Source organism: Nitrosomonas sp., from assembly GCA_016703745.1.
Lineage (GTDB): Bacteria > Pseudomonadota > Gammaproteobacteria > Burkholderiales > Nitrosomonadaceae > Nitrosomonas.
This window is the reverse complement of the sequence record JADJBK010000006.1, coordinates 1,875,768-1,895,374: the sequence shown is the minus strand read 5'-3', so window position 1 is coordinate 1,895,374 and position 19,607 is coordinate 1,875,768. Positions and strand designations below refer to the sequence as shown.

Below are 19,607 nucleotides of genomic sequence, written 5' to 3'. Positions count from 1 at the left end.
AAGCCATTAGCCAAAAAACCAATAATTGATATTTTTCTTTAAATTCATTGGGTTACATGACAACCACTAACTAACGATGACATAGCCAAAAATATTTTTGCCGCATACCATAATAGTTAAAGAAAACTTTTTAGAGATGCCCAGTAACTATTTACAAACCTGCACCTATAGCTTGAAACCGTATCAGAAATGACTATTCCTGCCAACCGGCCACCATGCTCAGTTCATAGAAAAACCTGGAAACGCGCAGGTATAGGACTGAGTGTGGCTTTGGCGCTTGCTGTTCTATTTGGGCTACTGGGATATTTCTGGTTACCCGACTTTGCCAGGAACCAGGCAGAAGCAATGCTCTCACGGGAGCTGGAACGGCCAGTATCGATTCAGGCTATCGAGATCAGACCTTATTCGCTCGAATTGCTGGTTCACGGGTTTCATATTGGTGAAAAACGGGTTGCAGACGATACGTCTCTTGCATTTGAAAGATTATATGTCGATCTCAGTATCGAATCCCTCTTTCGATTGGCGCCCGTCATAAAAGCTATTACCCTGACAAAACCCAGCTTTTATCTGCGGCAGGAAAAAAATGAATCACTTAACATTTCGGATCTGCTCGCAAAGTTTGGAGCATCACAATCATCTGATCATGCCTCTGTCGACAAAAGTGAATCGAAGTTCTCCATCAGCAATATCCAGATCATAGATGGTTATGTTGAGTTTGATGATCGTGTAGCTGACAGCATTCAGCGTATTACAACGATCAATATTGGCATTCCCTTTCTTGCCAATTTTGAGAGCGCGCAAGTCAATTGGGTGGAGCCATACTTTAACGCCCTGGTTAATGATGCGCCTATAGCATTGGCAGGTAAGGCACGGCCATTCATGGATGATCGGGAAGCAAGCCTGGCACTCACGTTCGATGATATTGATCTGACCACTCTCACGGGCTACATACCGCTGCCACCCGGACTACACCTGCTTGCGGGTCTGCTCGATAGTGATCTGCAACTGACTTTCCTGCAGCGCAAAGGAGCCGCACCCAGCATTACGTTATCCGGAAAAGTGGCTCTCAAGCAATTAGCAGTTGAAAATCTTGCGGTTGCATCACCATACGATGTAAAACTTGAACGATTGGATGTCCAGTTACCAGCAGTTCACCTTGCAGCGGAATCCCTCTCAAAACTGGCGCTAACCCTGACGGATCTCTCGCTGATTGCACAGGGCAAGACCGAGCCTGCCTTGTATCTGCCCAAATTCAGCATTGGTGAAATTGGCGTCGATCGCTCGCAACAACAGATTAAAATTGACCATATCACACTGGAAAATTTGTCTGCATCTCTGCAGCGACTCAAGACTGGAACGCTTGACTGGCACCAGCTATTTGAGTCCGTCCCGTATACATCCCGTTCTCGACAAATAGCACCGGATAGAATGGCATCCGACGCACAGATATCCCAATCCATACCAATCCTGATTCCCATTCCTGGCAGTAAACCCATTGTCACTCAGGTCATCCCATTTCCTGCGACCAAACCTGCTTACATTGCAGCGGCACCCGTTATATCTGATATACCTGATAGTGACTCGCACATAATATCAGCCGCAACGATCACCCCAATTCCCGGACGAAAACCGGATATATCATCACCATCGACCCTCGCTGCGGCAAAAACCGAATCCGATCAGTCTGGTGATCGATGGAAAGTCAGTATTGGCCAGGTCAAACTGGTTGATGCGTCTCTACGATTTGATGATCACAATCTGCCCAAAGCAGCGCCAATGATGATCGAAAAGATGAATCTGACACTTGATCACATTGACCTGAACGGATCAGAGCCGCTGGCTTTGGGATTGCAAGCCAGGGTTAACCAGCATGGGCACGTCGATATCCAGGGATCATTTGCCTGGAACCCCTTGCTGGCGGCGATGACGCTAAATTTACAAAATGTTGACCTCGTTTCGTTGCAAGGTTGGGCAGAAGATCACCACCACACCTTGCTGACCCGAGGTGACTTTTCCTTTCAAGGCAATATCAACGCTCAGCCTGATGAACACAAAACTGTTAGCATCAAGGTTGACGGTAATGCACAACTGGCGGATTTCAATGTACTGGACAAACGGAATTCTGCGGAACTGTTACGCTGGAAAGCAATCGACTTTTCGACCATTCATTTTGATAGCACAACACTTCGCACAGAAATTGGAACAATCACACTACGCGATTTTTTTGCCCGCCTGCTATTAACTTCGGCAGGTAAACTTAATCTTGGCGACGTCGTGCGCAAGGATGAAACCCATACTGACAAGACGACTGCCACACCGGAAGTTGCTGCCTCATCAGCGACCACAACTGGCGAACTGCCACTCCGAATCGATCAGATCAGTTTGCGTAATGGCCATATCAACTTCACCGACCAGTTTATTCAGCCGAATTACCGCGCCAATCTGACGGGACTGAAAGGACAGATCGGACCAATACGTCCAGACAAGACCACCACTATTGATATTCTCGGCGCAGTCGATCGGTCTGCGCCACTGACCATCAAAGGGAAAGGTGATTTTCTCGGTAAAACCTTTTTTCTGGATCTGACGGCGACCGCGAAGGGAATCGATATGCCGCCGTTCAGTCCCTACTCGGGCAGATATGTCGGTTACGCCATCCAGAAGGGCAAGCTCTCAGTCGATGTCAATTACCACGTGGAAAACGAACAGTTAAGTGCACAGAATCAGATTTTTCTCGATCAGTTGAAACTAGGTGACAAGGTTGAGAGTCCAGATGCGGTTTCATTGCCACTCAATCTGGCAATTTCCCTATTGCAGAACCGGCGTGGTGAAATCAATCTGCGCCTGCCGCTCAGCGGCTCGATCAATGATCCCCAGTTCAGCATTGGCAGTATTATCTGGGAAGCGTTTCTCAATATCCTGACCAAGGCGGCAACTGCCCCTTTCGCATTACTGGGCTCACTGCTCGGTGATGACGAATCATTATCCGAGCTGAGTTTTTCTCCAGGCCAGGCAATGTTGGATGAGGCCGCCATACAGCGACTGCAATCCCTCTCACAAATCCTGCAGGATCGTCCTGCACTCAATCTCGAAATTACCGGGCTGGCGGATTCAGTTTATGATCACGACGAACTCAAGCGCGCGTTGCTCAAACAAAAGATCAAAAATCGGAAAATTACTGATACCGCGAAGAAAGGCCAGGCAAGTAGCACAGTTGACGAAATCGAACTCGATGATGCTGACTATGACCGATATCTGGAAGTTATTTACAAAGATGAAAAATTTGAAAAACCTAAAAATTTCATTGGATTAACCAAGAGTTTACCCGCAAGGGAAATGGAAGAACTGATCCTGAAGCATACCGAAATCAGCGAGGATGATTTGCGCAGACTGGCTGAGCAACGCGCCAGCGCTGCGTACACGTGGCTGATCGAGCAGGGAGAAATTTCCAATGAGCGTATTTTTCTGTTAGGCAGCAAAACTGAAGCAGCAGAAAGCAGTGAGCAGCAGAATAATCGCGTTCAGTTCTCAATACGCTAGCATCCGCAATTACGCTTCACCACCGAGCGCATCCAGCAAGTCTGGCAGCAGCAGTTTCAACTCTGCCGTCATCATATGAAAATCACTATCAAATCTATCCTGGGCAGAATCAGCCGGCTCTTTTTCGATATCCTGCAAGGTCAATCGCTTAACCAGCAAATTCTCATCCAGCATAAATGAAATCCTATCCTGCCAAGTGAGCGCTAACTTGGTCACTTCCTTGCCATCCTTAACGTGCCGCGCAATATCCTGTTCATCCAACGGCTGTCGGTTATAGCTGATGGAAACCTTTTTATCGCTCCGACTGCGAAAAATGCTATCTGCGTCGATGGAAAATACCTGTGGCAGGAGATCGCCAGATAACCAGCCCGTCATGGCTGAGGCCGGCGCCATGGTTGTATCAACCCGTCTGAGCGTGATTGCCGAAGCCGATTTCAGAAAAGCTTCCGCCACCGTATCTGCTTTCGCAATATTGGCATTATCAATACCAAACCAGCCATCAACCGGGTCTATCCACACATGGATTTTTTGCCGAATAGCAAAAGCACGTGACAACAGCTCGTAATAAGCCGCCTCCTTAATTTCCTTCTTTTGTTTACGTCCTGGTGCATATCCCTGCCTGGCCTCCATCTCCTGCGCACGAACACTGGCCAACTGATTGACTACCGATGCTGGTAACAGCTTTTTCTCAACCCCCAGGGCAATCAATAGTTGCTCACCACGCGCATAAACCAGGCTGACTTCTTCGATGCCGGGCGGCACCCAGCCGATACTTTGCATTTCCATGCTTGTGCAGGTTTGCAATACTCGCTTGGACAGTAACGCTTCAAGTTCGACTGATGTCATTTGCCATCCATCGACACGATAAATCTGTAAATTTTTAAACCACATTGATCCAACTCACTGGTTATGAATATGAAGGGCTATGTAACGCATACCAAAGATTGCTCATGCAAGGCATGCTGATTTCAGCAGGATAGAGATGCAATTTTACCGCCTCTGAGCAGTACCGTGATGCAGTTATTGGTGGTTTCTTTGCCAGATAGAAGCAAAAATGATCAACTGAGCCATTCGAAAATCAATAGCTTCTAATCTTCAAATCGAATACCTGAATGTTGTAATCATCGATACTCAGTTGATCATGCGCAAATTTTTCTCGGGTCGTGCGGCTTGTTGGTATGGTGGAGATATCCGGAACACGTAGACTGTTACCCAGGCGTCTGGATTGGGTTGCAGATTTCTGATCCGTAATGAGATAAGCATCGAGATCGTGCTTTTGTAATCCTGCTGAGCTGTTATCTTCATAGCGTGACGCCACAGCCAGATTTTCATATCTCGTTTTAACCGCACTCCGGGGAGTAATGATGTTTATGGATGCTGCTCCAGTCAGTTTTTTTGCGTCTGTTCGTTTACCCATAACCGATGGCGTGTTGGTATAAGTGACGTGTCCCTTCTCATCTTCAACTTTATAGATACCGGAAGAAAGACATGCCAGCGGAAAAGTACAGAACAACCCCAACAGCAGCCAAGAGAAAAAATAAAATATCTTCATGCAGGAACCTCGACCTGATCTGAGCAAAACAGTGTTTCAGAACGAATGAAGCCGGATTCTAGTTCAATTCCCCCCCTGACAAAAAGGGGATAAGCAGCATTTTTGCCGTCTTTTCTACAAGCTGTAATACATGGCAAATTCCACCGGATGCGTAGTCATGCGCAGCAAGGTTGCCTCCTCTGATTTGAGTGCAATAAAGCCATCGATCATGTCATTGGAGAAAACATTACCTCGTGTCAGGAATTCCCGATCGCGATCAAGATTTTCCAGCGCTTCTTCGAGTGAAGCGCAAGTGTTCGGCACCATGGATGCCTCTTCGGGTGGCAGATCATACAAATTCTTATCCATGGGCTCTCCCGGATGAATCTTGTTCTGAATACCATCGAGCCCCGCCATTAATAATGCCGTAAAGGCCAGATAAGGATTGGCAGACGGATCCGGAAAACGGATTTCGATGCGGCGCTGTTTGGGATTGCTTGCGTAGGGTATTCTGATTGCAGCCGAGCGATTACTTGCCGAGTAGGCAATGTTGATCGGCGCTTCGTAACCGGCCACCAGGCGTTTGTAGGAATTGGTTCCAGGATTGGTAATCGCATTCAGCGCCTTTGCATGCTTCATGACACCACCAATATAATAAAGTGCGAGTTCCGACATGCCCGCATAACCATTGCCAGCAAACAGATTCTTGTCATCCTTCCAGATGGATTGATGAACATGCATGCCGGAACCATTGTCGCCGACGATGGGTTTAGGCATGAATGTTGCGGTCTTGCCATACGAAATAGCGACATTGTGAATCACATACTTCATAGTTTGATTCCAGTCTGCGCGTTTAACCAAACTGCTGAAACGCGTCCCGATTTCGCACTGACCTGCATTGGCTACTTCGTGATGATGCACTTCCACCGGAATGCCAAGTTCATCCAGAATCATGCACATCGCAGAGCGAATATCGTGCAGGGAATCTACTGGTGGCACCGGAAAATAACCACCCTTGATAGCTGGGCGATGTCCGGAATTTCCACTGTCATAGCTTCTTTTGCTACTCCAGGTGGCTTCTTCGGATTCTATTTTGAGTGAACAGCCCGACATATCGGTATGCCAGCGCACTGAATCAAAAATAAAAAATTCCAACTCGGGGCCTAAAAATGCAGTATCACCTATTCCAGTCGATTTCAGATAGATCTCGCCCCTTTTTGCCAGTGAACGTGGATCACGGTTATAACCCTGACCATTGGAGGGATCTACCACATCACAAGTCAGTAACAACGTGGTTTCTTCCATGAACGGATCCAATGACGCTGTTTCCGGATCAGGCATCAAGAGCATGTCAGAAGCCTGAATACCTTTCCAGCCAGCAATCGAGGAGCCGTCAAAAGCATGGCCATCTTCAAATTTGTCAACACCAAATGCATGCGAAGGAACGGTAACGTGGTGCTCCTTGCCGCTGGTATCAGTAAAACGTAAATCTACAAATTTAACTTCATGATCCTGGATCATTTTCATCACATCAGCTACCACAGTCTTTCTCCACAGAGGTATTACATTATCGGTCAAGCATCATCGGGCTTAGGATGAGGGAGGCGTTGGTACGTCAAAGAGAATCTCTGCACAGCAAGGAACCTTCTACAGCAGGCAATTATAACTGTTTGCAACATATTATTCATCCGGGGAATTGCCGGTAATTACAAGCAATTTTCTCGCTTACAATAAGAGCTTATCTCGTTCGTCACTTCGGTCTAAAACATAATTCCATGAAAAATATATTATTTCCGTCAGCAATTTTTTTTCGGCCAAATGTGATTGGCTGGCTGACGGGACCGGCTCTATTGATAATGACAATCCTGCTACCTGCACCGGAAGGCATGTCTGTATTAGCATGGCGCACGGTCGGCATTGCCATGTTGCTTGCCGTCTGGTGGACAACCGAGGTGCTGCCTATTCCGGTTACGGCGCTGCTGCCCATCGTACTTTTTCCCGCAATGGGTATTCTGACTACCACAGAGAGCAGCGCACCTTATGCATCGCCAACTATTTTTTTGTTACTGGGCGGTTTTCTAATTGCCATGGGGCTGGAAAAGTGGAATCTGCATCGCAGACTGGCACTTAGTCTTCTGATGCGCACCGGCAGCCACCCGGCGATGGTGCTAGCCAGTGTGATGGGCATCACCGCATTCCTGTCGATGTGGATCAGTAACACTGCCAGCACACTGATGATGATTCCGATTGCGCTGTCACTGATATCCGGATTGACCAAAACGTGCGAACACGATCGTTTTGTCCTGAGTTTGGTACTCGGCATTGCTTATTCAGCCAGCATCGGTGGTCTGGGCACGCTGATCGGCACGCCACCCAATATGTTGCTTGCCGCTTTTATGCGCCAAACCTACGGATATGACATCAGTTTTCTCGACTGGATGCTGCTGGGAGTCCCTGTCGTGATGGTGCTGCTGTGTCTGGCCTGGTGGGTATTGCACAAATGGACCTACCCCGTTGATGCCAGTAAAATCCACCTCTCGCAGGATTCAATTGCCAATGAACTGCAACAACTTGGCGTTTTATCGACCCCAGAAAAACGGCTTACTGTTGTGTTTATTCTGGTTGCCACGGCCTGGATTTTACGGGTTCCTTTTCAGCAGTATTTTTCCTTGATGCTGTGGCTGGACGACACACTGATTGCCGTCATCGGAGCCATCCTGATATTTGTCATTCCCGCTGGAGACCCATCCAACAAAAATGGCGCGCTTATGGATTGGGAACGAACACGCAACCTTCCCTGGGGCGTATTGCTGCTGTTTGGCGCCGGACTCAGCCTGGCTAATGGCATCGAGAAAACCGGTCTGGCCTTATGGCTCGGCGAATATCTGTCCGGAGCAACCATGCTTCCCCCACTGATCATGCTCGCTGGTCTGGTCACGCTGATCATCTTCATGACCGAACTCACCAGCAATACCGCCACCACTGCCACTTTACTGCCGGTAATCGCGGCATTGGCCATGGCCAGCGATATGCCCATCCCCATGCTGCTCTTTGCGCCTGCCACCCTTGCAGCCAGCTGCGCCTTTATGCTGCCGGTTGCAACCGCACCCAACGCCGTTGTCTATGCCACTGGAAACGTCACCATTGCACAAATGGCGAGTACCGGATTTAAGTTGAACCTGATTGCCATCATTGCCATTACCACTCTGACTTACTGGTTGATCCCCGTTATTTTTGCATAGCAATCTTTTTCTGAGGCATTCATACAATCAAAAGCGGCATCAGTCCCATCCTCTCACCAAGCATTACCTATCCAAACCGTTTCTTCATCACGTTATACATATACTGCAGTCGATGGGTCATCAAGTGGGACTGATGAATGATAGCCGCTCCTTTCAGGGAAATTCGAGCGCGGATTTCCGCATGAGCCAGATAGAATCTCGCCTTTGAACCAGCCTCATCAAGAGAAGTATAAAAGGCCATGCTCTCGCCATCCACGAATACATTCAGCGCGTCTTCCTGAGCATCGGTGAGTAAAAACCCACCTACAGCAGGCACATCCCAAACCCGCTGATTTACACTGGTGGGCATGTGTTCGGCAGTAACATTCAGATTCACGTCACTGCCCATGAACAATGCAGGGAGTTCATTGTGATAGTCAAGAGGAGAAAATACCTTTACGCCGGGGCAGAGCTTTTCCCAGTATTTATCGCCAAATAACGTCACATTCAGCTCGCGAAAACGATCAATTAACCTTTTCCTGGTATCCATGGATGCCTCGGCCAGCGCTACCTGAACGGCAGCAAATAGCTCCCTGTCTTCTTTTTCAAGCAATTTCTCGCACAACCCGACAAGAGTGGCGCGATTAACCTTTTGCTTGTTCCAGAGTTCTTTTGCAGCTTTACGCACCGGCTTCGATGGTTCAACTCTGGCCTTCAACCACCAGGAATGCCCCACAAAAGAAAGAGGAAAACGAAATCTCGCAATCTGTAACGGATCTGTCTTCTCCGCATTAAAGAATCGACCATTGGCCCCGGTTGGCAAAAAAACAGCCTCGCCATAACCGTTATTACTAAGCCATGGAAATGCGGTACGTTCGAAGCAGAATAACTGCAAATTCGAAGTTGCATTTTTGTTGGCCGCCCCCAAAATAGGCATGGGGTGATCGACGAACCACGATGCTGTTGGAATATCATATCGTTCCAGCAACGCCGCAAGCACACCTGTCTCATCAAATCCGATGTGATTGATAGTGAGCACAAAATCAGGTTGATAAGTGACGAGTGCAGTTAATAATGCGGCTACGAACTGATTTTCGCCGCTACCTTTTTTCTGAGCAGGCAACTTTGCTACCTTCCATCCCAAATCCTCAGCGGCATTAATTGCGTCCCCAACCACAAGGTAACCCGAATCGAAAATGAGAACCCGTGGCGCCCGCCTAAATTTTAAATAGCCGAGTGCTGCTCTTAATCTTGCATCATCCATAATTCTTCCAGAGCGTTATCGCAATACCTAACATCAATACCTGGGAATCAGTCAGAACTAAGGCTAAATCTACTACGCCAATGGGATTGGCGGTTCGTATTTCCTCAAGTTTTTGTTGCATAGCAAGGCTATGTAGTGTCTGCCCAAAAACCAGTTCTCAAATTTAAAAACAATAAGTTGCCTCTAATTCTAACAAAGAAGATTGCGGAGATTTTGAACCCGCCTTACTTAATAACCACGCATCCGATACCACATACCGTCTACTGCCATGCGCAAGCGCTTGTTATAAATCGTTTCTCGAATACTTATCCCCAATTGTTCCGACTCTGGCAATTCAATAATTAATTGCTACAGAGCCTTTATTTTGCCTGCACGCTAACAATAACTTCATAAAACTGACATAGCGCCATCACATGACTCGATAAAAATGTAGAGAGATTCAATGAGTTTCACGACTTAATTTCTTTATATTTGGAGGAATCAGCAATGAGTGAATCGATAACTGCAACTGCAGAAATGCTACAAAACTCATTTTTTAGAGATAGCACAAGCAGTGTTCCTGAATTAGGACGGCGTTCTACAACAACCCTCGAAAATAAGACTAACATTGTGACGACATGGGCGAGACATTTGTCTGAAGTGCGTGAAGCTCAGAAATTAAGATATCAAGTATTTGCGATCGAAATGGGCGCGAACTTCCCTGATATCTTGCCAGGTTATGATATTGATATATTTGATGATTATTGTGAACATCTCCTGGTGCGGGATCGTAAAACATGGGAGGTTATTGGAACGTATCGCGTATTGACGCCTGCGCAAGCTAAATTAGCTGGAAAGTTCTACAGTGATGGCGAATTTGATCTGCGCGCGTTGCAGTCATTGCGTGGGCGTCTTGCAGAGATCGGCCGTAGCTGTGTTCATAAGAATTATCGTCAGGGCAGTGTCATTTTGGCGCTTTGGAAAGCGCTCGTTTTGTTCATGACGCAGAATAGACTCGATGATGTTGTGGGATGCGTCAGTATTCCCATGAATATGCAGGTAAATAACAATCAAATTGGAATGGGATATGCGGCGGCAAGTATCTGGCGGCAGATGAAGGAAAACCATCTGGCGAGTCAAGAGTTGCAGGTTATCCCGCGCTTACCTTTGCCCGTTGAGCAATTAGACCAAATGCTTGATATTGAACCTCCCGCATTGGTTAGAGGTTATTTAAGAGTCGGCGCCAAAGTGCTGGGTGCTCCTGCATGGGACCCTAATTTTAATACTGCGGATTTGCCGATGCTAATGCGCATGAAGGATTTGCCCGAACGTTATCGTAAACATTTTCTGGGGTAAGCATGCGCGATCATTATGGTTATTTGCAAAACCAACTCAATGAGCCGTCTGCAACTTCAGCATTCAATTGTGAATTGGAAGATTACCCAGAAGAGAGCTATGAATTAAAAGTTCGTACAATCTTTATTTCTGATCTCCATCTTGGTACTCCGGGTTGTCAGGCTTCGGCATTGCTGGATTTTTTAAAAACCTACTCGAGTGAGCAGCTGTACCTGGTCGGTGACATTATTGACGGTTGGCAGTTACGTCGGCGCTGGTACTGGCCTCAGACCCATAATGATGTAGTACAGAAGTTGCTGCGTAAGGCACGAAAAGGCTGCAAGGTTGTTTATGTGCCGGGCAATCATGATGAATTTGCACGTCAATTTCTGGGGCATTCTTTTGGTGGCATTGAAATTGTCGAGGAAGCTGTTCATGAAACAATTGATGGCCGGAAATTCTGGGTTATCCATGGGGATTATTTTGACGGGGTAATTCAGTATGCAAAATGGTTTGCTTATGTTGGTGATAATCTCTATGAATTTACACTGAAGTTGAATCGCTACTTGACCTCGCTGCGGACTCGATTCGGTCTTCCCTATTGGTCACTCTCTCAGTACCTTAAATATAAAGTTAAAACCGCAGTCAATTACGTACTTTCTTTTGAGCAGGCCGTTGCAGCTGAGGCGAGTCGCCGCGGACTCAATGGTGTGGTCTGCGGACATATCCATCATGCTGAAATTCGTGACATCAATGGAATTACTTATTGTAATGATGGCGATTGGGTTGAAAGCTTAACTGCATTAGTAGAGCATCTTGATGGAAGTATCGAGCTGATCCACTGGCCACAACATGCGCGGCAATTAGCTAATACGATGGAAGTCACGCTAGAAGAAGGCTGTCTGCCTGCAAGCAAACCAATTATGACAAATAAGATCAAGGATAACGAAAAGGTATCTGCATGAAGATTGCTTTGATAACTGACGCCTGGCAGCCGCAGGTTAACGGGGTCGTAACCACTTTAGTTGAACTCGTGGCAGAACTTGAGAAACTTGGTCATCAATTTATGATCATTCATCCAGGCTTGTTTAATACGAGACCTTGTCCGGGCTATGCCGGTATTGATCTTGCTATTCGACCTCAAAAAAACTTGCAAAAGCTACTCCTGCAATATAATCCTGACGTAATTCACATTGTAACGGAAGGGCCGCTAGGTTGGGCAGCACGATCAATATGCCTCAATAAAGGCTGGTTTTTTACGTCTGCATTTCATACCAAGTTTCCTGAAATTTTTAAGGCGTCGCTGGGGATTCCGGTTTTCCTGGGGTATAAGGTGCTCAAACATTTTCATCAACCTTCTTCAGGTGTAATGGTGCCTACTCAATCAGTGCTGGAAGGGCTTCAGAAGCGTGGCTTCCAGAACCTTAAATCTTGGTCGCATGGTGTGGATACCGAACTGTTCCGATTCCATGATAAACCCGCTCATTTTCCTGCATTAGACAGGCTTCCAAGGCCAATTTCTCTATTTGTAGGTCGCATTTCTTATGAAAAAAATATCCAGGCATTTCTGGACTTGGACATCCCGGGTAGTAAGGTGGTTAGCGGTGTAGGGCCACTCGAGGGTGAGCTTAAAAGACGCTACCCCAACGTGCTTTGGCTGGGTATTTTGCCGAGAAACGAACTGGTTCAGCTTTATGCAAGTGCTGATGTATTTGTTTTTCCGAGTGCTGCCGATACGTTTGGTCTTGTTTTACTTGAATCAATGGCAACTGGCACTCCAGTGGCCTGTTTCCCGGTTGATGGACCGCTCGAGGTAATTGGTGATAGCGGTGCCGGCGTTATGTTGCCAGATTTAAAAGAGGCCGTACTCGGTGCGTTCGAGATACCCCGTGAGAAGGCTCGTGAACGGGCAGAAACATTTAGCTGGGGAACGGCGGCAAAGCGGTTCGCCGATCACCTGGTGCCTGTATAAGGGAATGCCACGAATAGTTGCCTGACAGAATATCCTTTGAATCATAATAAGAGCGAATCGATTTCATACCGGCGATTAGGCTACCGGTTTTTGTTGCGACGCTATTTTCCTCAGCTGGCGGGCATTAATATCTCGCAACAACTTATTAGCACACGGTACGAGATCCACCCTGCCTGGGTATACGAGCCACCTGGCGATGCTGTGTATACCGTTATTGCTTTCCCTGGTTTGTCTGTGCACGGTTACAGGGATAATCGCATGGTCGCTGTTGCTAAAGCTCTTTCATGCCTGGGTTTTCGAGTGATTGTTCCGTGTATTTCGGACATTGAGCAACTGACTATTCATCCATCGACGATCAATAAATTTGCAGCATTGATTGAGACAATCGCGGCTCATTCAGAATTAAATCCAAGTCAGCGGCAGTTAGGCATTTTCTCGGCTTCATATTCGGGTGGTATCGCGATACTGGCCGCTTCGCATCCACAAATTGCATCTTTCGTAAAGGCAATGTGCTTAATTGGTACATTTGCAGATTTTAGAAATGTAGTCCGATTTGTTCTGGATCACGAAAAAATCGATGAATATGCGCGCTTTATTCTACTGCGAAACCTGCTTTCTCAAAGCTCATATCAAAATCCAGAAGTTGTTCAATTATTTGATATCGCGGTGGCGGACAATGGCTTTAAGAAAAAACGGCCATTGCTGCCTTATTCCCTGCAGTGCGTTTCTGTAAACGCAGCGCATTTTTTCTGTCGATTATTGGAAGATGCTGCTTTTAGGTATCAGCTAACTCAACATGCTTTAGACGAAATCGACCAAAGAGAGCATTGGCTAAATCGGTTTGATTTAGATAAACAACTTACTCATATCAATTTTCCAATTAGCTTGATACATGGGTATCATGATCAAGTAATTCCGAGTCAAGAATCCGTTTTTCTGCATAACCGGCTGACGCAGTTAGGTAAAAAAAGCCACTTGATATTAACGACGTTACTCGATCACGGGGATTTTGTTCTAAACAGGAATTTCTTCATCGAGGCTGACAAGCTTGCTCAGGGATTAGGTTTTTTTGTTTATGAACTATGTGCAACAGCGCATAGAAATTCTTAATCACTCCGAATGAAATGCAGCGGAACGATAACGTCAACAACCCATCCATTTCTGGTTTTTTATGATTTTTGGTAACCGCTCAGCGCTGCCATTGCCCGTTTATCAGCGAACAATTTTTTATAGCCTACACATATACCCATTGATTCAGCAAGTTTCGCGCAGATAAAATAATTTCGGATGCGGTCATGCCAAGTGGTCCGCCCGTTTGGTCAAACAATCTGTCTGCTGCAGCGCCGTGCAGATAAACCGATAATAGCAATGCCTTTTCCGGGGCGAGCCCTTGCGTCAGTAACGCACCGAGAAAACCGGACAGGACATCACCGGTGCCAGCGGTGCTCAGACCGGGATTGCCAGTTGCATTGAAGAAATAGCGACCATCCACAAAAACACAAATACTTCCAGCGCCTTTCAAGACCAGTGGGCAATTAAATTTTTCAGCCAGTCTACGTGCGGCTTTCGGCCGGTCTCGCTGTACTTCATCGGTCGTTACATTAAGCAGGCGCGCTGCCTCCGAAGGATGGGGTGTCAATACACCGGGAGCCTCACGGTGTTTCAAGGCATGACTTAATTCTTCATGAATGGCAATCAGGTTAAGCGCATCAGCATCGAGCACCAGTGGCAAATCACCATGCAGCGCCTGTTGTAGAAAATCACAGGCTGCAATCTCACTTCCCAGCCCTGGGCCAATTACCAGACAATCAAGCGGTTTCATCTGCCTTAACAATTCACGGGGACTGCGCAGCATCAATTCCGGTTGGCCAAAATCGATTGCTGGCGCATGATCAACATCCGCCAGCAATCCAAGATGTACCCGCCCCGCCCCGAGATTGAGCGCGGCACGGCCAGCAAGTATGGCCGCTCCAACCATACCGGTCGCCCCTCCCAGAATACCGACACTGCCAAATGTTCCTTTGTGGCTGTTGGCAGGTCGTGGAGCAGGCAGGCAGTTTTCGATATGCTGGTCATCCAGTAACCAGGATTGCGCCCTTATCAAGGTTTCCGGCTGTAATCCCAGATCACAGACCAGAATTTCTCCGCAGTGATTACAACCGTCGTTTGTCAACAGCCCTGGCTTGAAGGCGATAAAGGTGGCTGTGATAGTTGCCTGAATGCAGACATCTCGCACCTCACCCGTGTCACTCATCAGCCCGGAAGGAATGTCCAGCGCCAGAACAGGCACGTTCAGTCTGTTCACCTGCCGGATAGCTTCTTGATACCATTCCGGCAACCGGCGATCGCTATCGAGACCCATGCCAAACAGGCCGTCAATCACTGCATCCCATTGTTGAGCGGCATGCTCTCCTGCCGGAAGATTGATTTCAATGGCGCCACCGGCATCATGCCATTGCTGCATGGCGTAGCGCGCATCCTGCGGCAGCTTTTCGGCTTCCCCAGAGAATACCAGCGTCACCTTTACCCCCCAGGCTTTTAAATGTCGCGCCACAACAAAAGCATCACCACCATTATTGCCAGGCCCAGCCAGCACCAGCGCCCGATTTTTATTCTGGCCAAGCAACCGGTCACGGGCGATGCCAGCCGCAGCTAATCCGGCTATCTCCATCAAGGCAGGCGGATTGGGCGCATGTAAAATACGGAATTCTATTTCACGTATCTGTGCAGTCGTATAAACAGGGCGGGTATTCATCAGTTAAAGGGTCTACTCGTGTAAAATTACGTTTTTTCTTCGGCAGTCCAATTCTCCATGATGCAATTTCGTGGGCGCACCGCGCTATCGGCTTTTCGTTCTCAGAAACTACTGGAAAATATTCAGGCAATCGTACCGCACATTCGCGCCATTGCCGCACAATACTGGTATTTCTGCCAGGCGCAGTCGGCGTTAACCAGTGGCGAGATTGTCCACCTGGCGCAGCTGCTCGAAGCAGTTCATTCCCCTGCCGCATTGACGCAAGATAACAACTGGTATCTGGTCGTGCCGCGCCTTGGAACGATATCACCGTGGTCATCCCGCGCAACCGATATTGCCCATCATTGTAATCTCACCTCCATCACGCGTCTGGAACGCGGCATCATTTTTCATCTGCAGTCATCGTCCATACTGTCCACCAGCGATCGTCAGCAGGTTGAAACCTGCCTGCATGACCGCATGACCGAATCAGTATTACGCACATTTACCGATATTCCCAGGCTATTCCAGCACAACACACCCGGCACGCTCAATCACATTGCCATTCTAGATCAAGGCGCTTCAGCGCTGATTGATGCCAACAAAAGAATGGGGCTTGCGTTGTCTGCAGATGAGATCGACTATCTGCTCGAGTATTTCACGCAAATAAAGCGCAACCCGACCGATGTCGAACTGATGATGTTTGCCCAGGCCAATTCCGAACACTGTCGGCACAAGATTTTCAACGCAGACTGGATCATCGATGGCAAGCCGCAACCTCATTCTCTTTTTGCGATGATCCGGCATACTCATGCCTCACATCCCGCTCACACCATTCTGGCTTATGAAGATAACGCAGCGATTCTGGAAGGGGAAGAAATCAGCCGGTTTTATCCTCGGCAGGATGGTGTCTATAGCTATGTAAATGAGCTGACGCACTGGATGATCAAGGTAGAGACACACAACCATCCAACCGCAATCTCGCCCTACCCCGGTGCGGCAACCGGTGTGGGCGGTGAACTGCGTGATGAAGGCGCAACTGGCCGTGGCGCTAAACCCAAGGCAGGATTTAGCGGATTCTGTGTATCAAATCTGCGTATTCCGGATGCGCTGCAACCCTGGGAATCTACTCATGAAACAAATGGCCGGTTTTATGGCAAGCCAGCGCACATTGCTTCCGCGCTGGAAATTATGCTCACGGGACCGATCGGTGGCGCCACCTTCAACAACGAATTTGGCCGCCCCAATCTAGCCGGTTTTTTTCGCACCTATGAGATGACCGTTGCCAGTGAAGTACGTGGTTATCACAAACCAATCATGCTTGCCGGCGGCATCGGGCAGATTTCAGCATTGCATACTCAGAAACAGCATTTCGATGAAGGTATATTGCTCATACAGCTCGGGGGACCGGGAATGGCAATCGGTCTGGGTGGCGGCGCCGCATCCAGCATGGATGCGGGCAGTAACGAAACCAGCCTCGATTTTGACTCGGTGCAGCGCGGTAACGCCGAAATGCAGCGCCGTGCGCAGGAAGTCATTGATCGCTGCTGGCAGCGGGAAGGTAGCGGTCAGGTCAACCCCATTCTGTCGATTCATGATGTAGGCGCGGGCGGGTTATCCAATGCCCTGCCTGAACTGGTACATGGCGCAGGATGTGGCGGACAGTTCGATTTGCACGCCATTCCTTCCGATGAGCCGGGAATGTCTCCCTTGCAGATATGGTGCAATGAAGCGCAGGAACGCTACGTGATTGCCATTCATCCGGAATCCCTGCCCCTGTTCGATGCCATTTGCGCACGTGAGCGCTGTCCGTATGCGGTAGTTGGTAAAGCACTGGCACAACCGCAGTTAGAGGTTGTTGATTCAGAAATGTCTATTGTTGCAGCAGACATTCCTTTATCTACCTTACTGGGCAAGCCCCCCAAGATGGTGCGCGATGTACAGCGCATGCAGCCTCGGTTAATAACGGCCCATTACACTGGCATTACCCTGGAAAACGCGGTGGAACGCGTGTTGCGATTACCGACAGTTGCGGACAAAACTTTTCTCATCACGATCGGTGACCGCACAGTCGGTGGATTGACTGCACGCGACCAGATGGTCGGACCGTGGCAGATACCTGTTGCGGATGTGGCCGTGACTACCGCAGGTTTTCAGACCTGTCACGGCGAAGCCTTTGCTACCGGTGAACGTGCACCGCTCGCGCTGATTGATGCGGCTGCTTCAGCGCGCATGGCAATCGGTGAGGCCATCACCAATCTGGCTGCGGCTGCGATTGATCAGCTGGATCGCATCCGTCTTTCTGCCAACTGGATGGCGGCAGCCGGTCATCCCGGTGAAGATGCCAAGCTATATGATGCGGTTCACGCGGCAGCAATGGAGCTGTGTCCGCAGCTCGGCATCAGCATTCCGGTCGGCAAGGATTCCATGTCGATGAAATCAGCCTGGCGTGACCCGGATAAAACTGATAAAGCAGTCATCGCGCCGTTATCACTCGTGATTTCGGCCTTTGCCAATACGCGCGACGTGCGCAAAACTCTGACACCACAACTGCGTACGGACAAGGGAGCGACCGAGCTGATTCTGATCGACCTGGGCAACCGGAAAAATCGCTTGGGAGGCAGTGCGCTACTTCAGGTCTACAATCAGACAGGTAACGAATCTCCTGATCTTGATCAGCCCGGCCTCCTCAAAGCTTTTTTTGACGCCATTCAGATACTGAACGCCCGCAGACTATTACTTTCCTACCATGACCGATCCGATGGGGGGCTATTCACCACCCTGTGCGAAATGGCTTTTGCCGGTCGTTGCGGGGTTACGGTGTCCCTGGACGCACTGATTGATGCCGCCAGCGAAGAAGCCGTCCTGGCAACCCTATTCAACGAAGAGCTGGGCGCGGTCATTCAGATTGAAACTGAACATCATCGTACTGCCATGACGGTGCTGGCCAGTCTTGGCCTGGAGCATCTTAGCCATGTGGTGGGGAATCCGGATCCAAAAAATGAGATCCGCATTCTCCACGGCGGTAGACAGATTTTTCAGCAGCAACGGAGCACATTACAACGCACCTGGTCGGAGACGACCTATCAAATGCAGAAATTACGTGATCATCCTTTGTGCGCACAGCAGGCGTTCGATCGGATTCTGGATACTGATGATCCGGGACTGCATGCTCATTTGACGTTCGCTCCCAGAGCAGGCGAAGGATCAGCAGTGAATATTCTGACGACGCGCCCAGCAGTTGCCATCCTGCGTGAGCAGGGTGTGAACGGTCACGTGGAAATGGCGGCTGCCTTTGATCAAGCTGGATTTTGCACAGTTGATATCCATATGAGTGACATCCTTGCAGGCCGCATCTCTCTGCAGGATTTCAAGGGTCTGGTGGCCTGTGGCGGCTTTTCTTATGGTGATGTGCTGGGCGCCGGCAGAGGCTGGGCGCACTCCATTTTGTTCAACACTCGTGCACGTGATGAATTTGCTGCCTTTTTTGCCAGGCCAGATACATTCTCACTGGGAGTCTGCAATGGTTGTCAGATGATGAGCCATTTACGCGCCATCATTCCCGGAACGGATCACTGGCCGATTTTTCTACGCAATCAGTCAGAACAATTTGAAGCGCGGTTCGTCATGGTTGCCATCCAGCCCAGTCCATCCCTGTTTTTTCAGGGTATGGCAGGTAGCCGTCTGCCAATCAGCGTCGCCCATGGGGAGGGGCGTGTCGTTTTTGAAAATTCTGCACAGCAGCGCAGGGCAGAAAACTATATTGCGCTGCAATTTGTTGATCATCATGGAACTCAAACCGATATTTACCCACTTAACCCTAGCGGTTCGCCATTGGGTATTACTGGCATGACATCAACCGATGGGCGTTTTACCATTCTGATGCCGCACCCGGAACGGGTATTTCGCACTGTTCAGCATTCATGGCACCCGGAAGACTGGCCTGAACATTCACCATGGATGACCATGTTCACCAATGCGCGCAAATGGGTTGACTGAGCGTACCGGGAGTGGCATCCATGTCAATTCAA

The 19,607-nt window shown here is 48.6% G+C and carries 12 protein-coding genes; 7 read left to right on the top strand and 5 right to left on the bottom strand.

Annotated features, from left to right (window positions below; genetic code table 11):
- The first annotated feature begins 189 nt into the window (after positions 1-189).
- Complete coding sequence (locus IPG31_10075; protein ID MBK6618677.1) at positions 190-3,540, top strand: DUF748 domain-containing protein; 3,351 nt, start codon at positions 190-192, stop codon at positions 3,538-3,540.
- 9 nt (positions 3,541-3,549) lie between these two features.
- On the opposite strand, the gene IPG31_10070 is transcribed toward IPG31_10075, so the two are convergent.
- The 3 genes from IPG31_10070 to glnA form a co-directional block, all read right to left on the bottom strand.
- Positions 3,550-4,431 carry a recombination-associated protein RdgC gene (locus IPG31_10070; GenBank protein MBK6618676.1) on the bottom strand — a complete coding sequence of 294 codons (882 nt, stop codon included), beginning with the start codon at positions 4,429-4,431 and terminating at the stop codon, positions 3,550-3,552.
- Between the two features lie 187 nt (positions 4,432-4,618).
- Complete coding sequence (locus IPG31_10065) at positions 4,619-5,092, bottom strand: DUF4124 domain-containing protein (protein ID MBK6618675.1); 474 nt, start codon at positions 5,090-5,092, stop codon at positions 4,619-4,621.
- 114 nt (positions 5,093-5,206) lie between these two features.
- Positions 5,207-6,598, bottom strand: a complete 1,392-nt coding sequence (gene glnA, locus IPG31_10060; protein MBK6618674.1) for a type I glutamate--ammonia ligase — start codon at positions 6,596-6,598, stop codon at positions 5,207-5,209.
- A 248-nt stretch (positions 6,599-6,846) separates the two neighbouring features.
- Here glnA and IPG31_10055 point away from each other — a divergent pair, with 248 nt between their 5' ends.
- A complete protein-coding gene (locus tag IPG31_10055) occupies positions 6,847-8,313 on the top strand; it encodes a DASS family sodium-coupled anion symporter (protein ID MBK6618673.1) in 1,467 nt (488 codons plus the stop codon).
- 67 nt (positions 8,314-8,380) lie between these two features.
- On the opposite strand, the gene IPG31_10050 is transcribed toward IPG31_10055, so the two are convergent.
- A complete protein-coding gene (locus IPG31_10050) occupies positions 8,381-9,556 on the bottom strand; it encodes a glycosyltransferase (protein ID MBK6618672.1) in 1,176 nt (391 codons plus the stop codon).
- Between the two features lie 516 nt (positions 9,557-10,072).
- On the opposite strand from IPG31_10050, the gene IPG31_10045 reads away from it, so the two are divergent.
- Genes IPG31_10045 through IPG31_10030 form a run of 4 tightly spaced genes read left to right on the top strand, consistent with a single transcriptional unit; the run spans position 10,073 to position 13,952 of the window.
- On the top strand, positions 10,073-10,891 hold the full coding sequence (locus tag IPG31_10045) for a GNAT family N-acetyltransferase (GenBank protein MBK6618671.1): 819 nt from the start codon (positions 10,073-10,075) through the stop codon (positions 10,889-10,891).
- Between the two features lie 2 nt (positions 10,892-10,893).
- Entirely contained in the window at positions 10,894-11,835 is a 942-nt protein-coding gene (locus tag IPG31_10040) for a UDP-2,3-diacylglucosamine diphosphatase (protein ID MBK6618670.1), read from the top strand.
- Positions 11,832-12,842, top strand: a complete 1,011-nt coding sequence (locus IPG31_10035; GenBank protein MBK6618669.1) for a glycosyltransferase family 1 protein — start codon at positions 11,832-11,834, stop codon at positions 12,840-12,842. The genes IPG31_10040 and IPG31_10035 overlap by 4 nt, the downstream gene beginning before the upstream one ends.
- 36 nt (positions 12,843-12,878) lie before the next feature.
- Positions 12,879-13,952, top strand: coding sequence for an alpha/beta hydrolase (locus tag IPG31_10030; protein MBK6618668.1), 1,074 nt, complete (start codon positions 12,879-12,881; stop codon positions 13,950-13,952).
- Positions 13,953-14,076: 124 nt separating this feature from the next.
- On the opposite strand, the gene IPG31_10025 is transcribed toward IPG31_10030, so the two are convergent.
- A complete protein-coding gene (locus IPG31_10025) occupies positions 14,077-15,597 on the bottom strand; it encodes an NAD(P)H-hydrate dehydratase (protein MBK6618667.1) in 1,521 nt (506 codons plus the stop codon).
- Positions 15,598-15,654: 57 nt separating this feature from the next.
- Here IPG31_10025 and purL point away from each other — a divergent pair, with 57 nt between their 5' ends.
- The gene (gene purL / locus IPG31_10020; protein MBK6618666.1) at positions 15,655-19,575 is read left to right on the top strand and encodes a phosphoribosylformylglycinamidine synthase; all 3,921 of its coding nucleotides are present in this window, start codon (positions 15,655-15,657) and stop codon (positions 19,573-19,575) included.
- The last annotated feature ends 32 nt before the right edge of the window (positions 19,576-19,607 follow it).

What these genes read in the sequence shown, in the direction of transcription:
- IPG31_10025 (MBK6618667.1), bottom strand. Translation starts at nt 15,597, where the DNA reads ATGAATACCCGCCCTGTTTATACGACTGCACAGATACGTGAAATAGAA.
- IPG31_10055 (MBK6618673.1), top strand. Translation starts at nt 6,847, where the DNA reads ATGAAAAATATATTATTTCCGTCAGCAATTTTTTTTCGGCCAAATGTG.
- IPG31_10050 (MBK6618672.1), bottom strand. Translation starts at nt 9,556, where the DNA reads ATGGATGATGCAAGATTAAGAGCAGCACTCGGCTATTTAAAATTTAGG.
- glnA (MBK6618674.1), bottom strand. Translation starts at nt 6,598, where the DNA reads ATGAAAATGATCCAGGATCATGAAGTTAAATTTGTAGATTTACGTTTT.
- IPG31_10045 (MBK6618671.1), top strand. Translation starts at nt 10,073, where the DNA reads ATGCTACAAAACTCATTTTTTAGAGATAGCACAAGCAGTGTTCCTGAA.
- IPG31_10040 (MBK6618670.1), top strand. Translation starts at nt 10,894, where the DNA reads ATGCGCGATCATTATGGTTATTTGCAAAACCAACTCAATGAGCCGTCT.
- IPG31_10075 (MBK6618677.1), top strand. Translation starts at nt 190, where the DNA reads ATGACTATTCCTGCCAACCGGCCACCATGCTCAGTTCATAGAAAAACC.
- IPG31_10065 (MBK6618675.1), bottom strand. Translation starts at nt 5,092, where the DNA reads ATGAAGATATTTTATTTTTTCTCTTGGCTGCTGTTGGGGTTGTTCTGT.
- purL (MBK6618666.1), top strand. Translation starts at nt 15,655, where the DNA reads ATGATGCAATTTCGTGGGCGCACCGCGCTATCGGCTTTTCGTTCTCAG.
- IPG31_10070 (MBK6618676.1), bottom strand. Translation starts at nt 4,431, where the DNA reads ATGTGGTTTAAAAATTTACAGATTTATCGTGTCGATGGATGGCAAATG.
- IPG31_10035 (MBK6618669.1), top strand. Translation starts at nt 11,832, where the DNA reads ATGAAGATTGCTTTGATAACTGACGCCTGGCAGCCGCAGGTTAACGGG.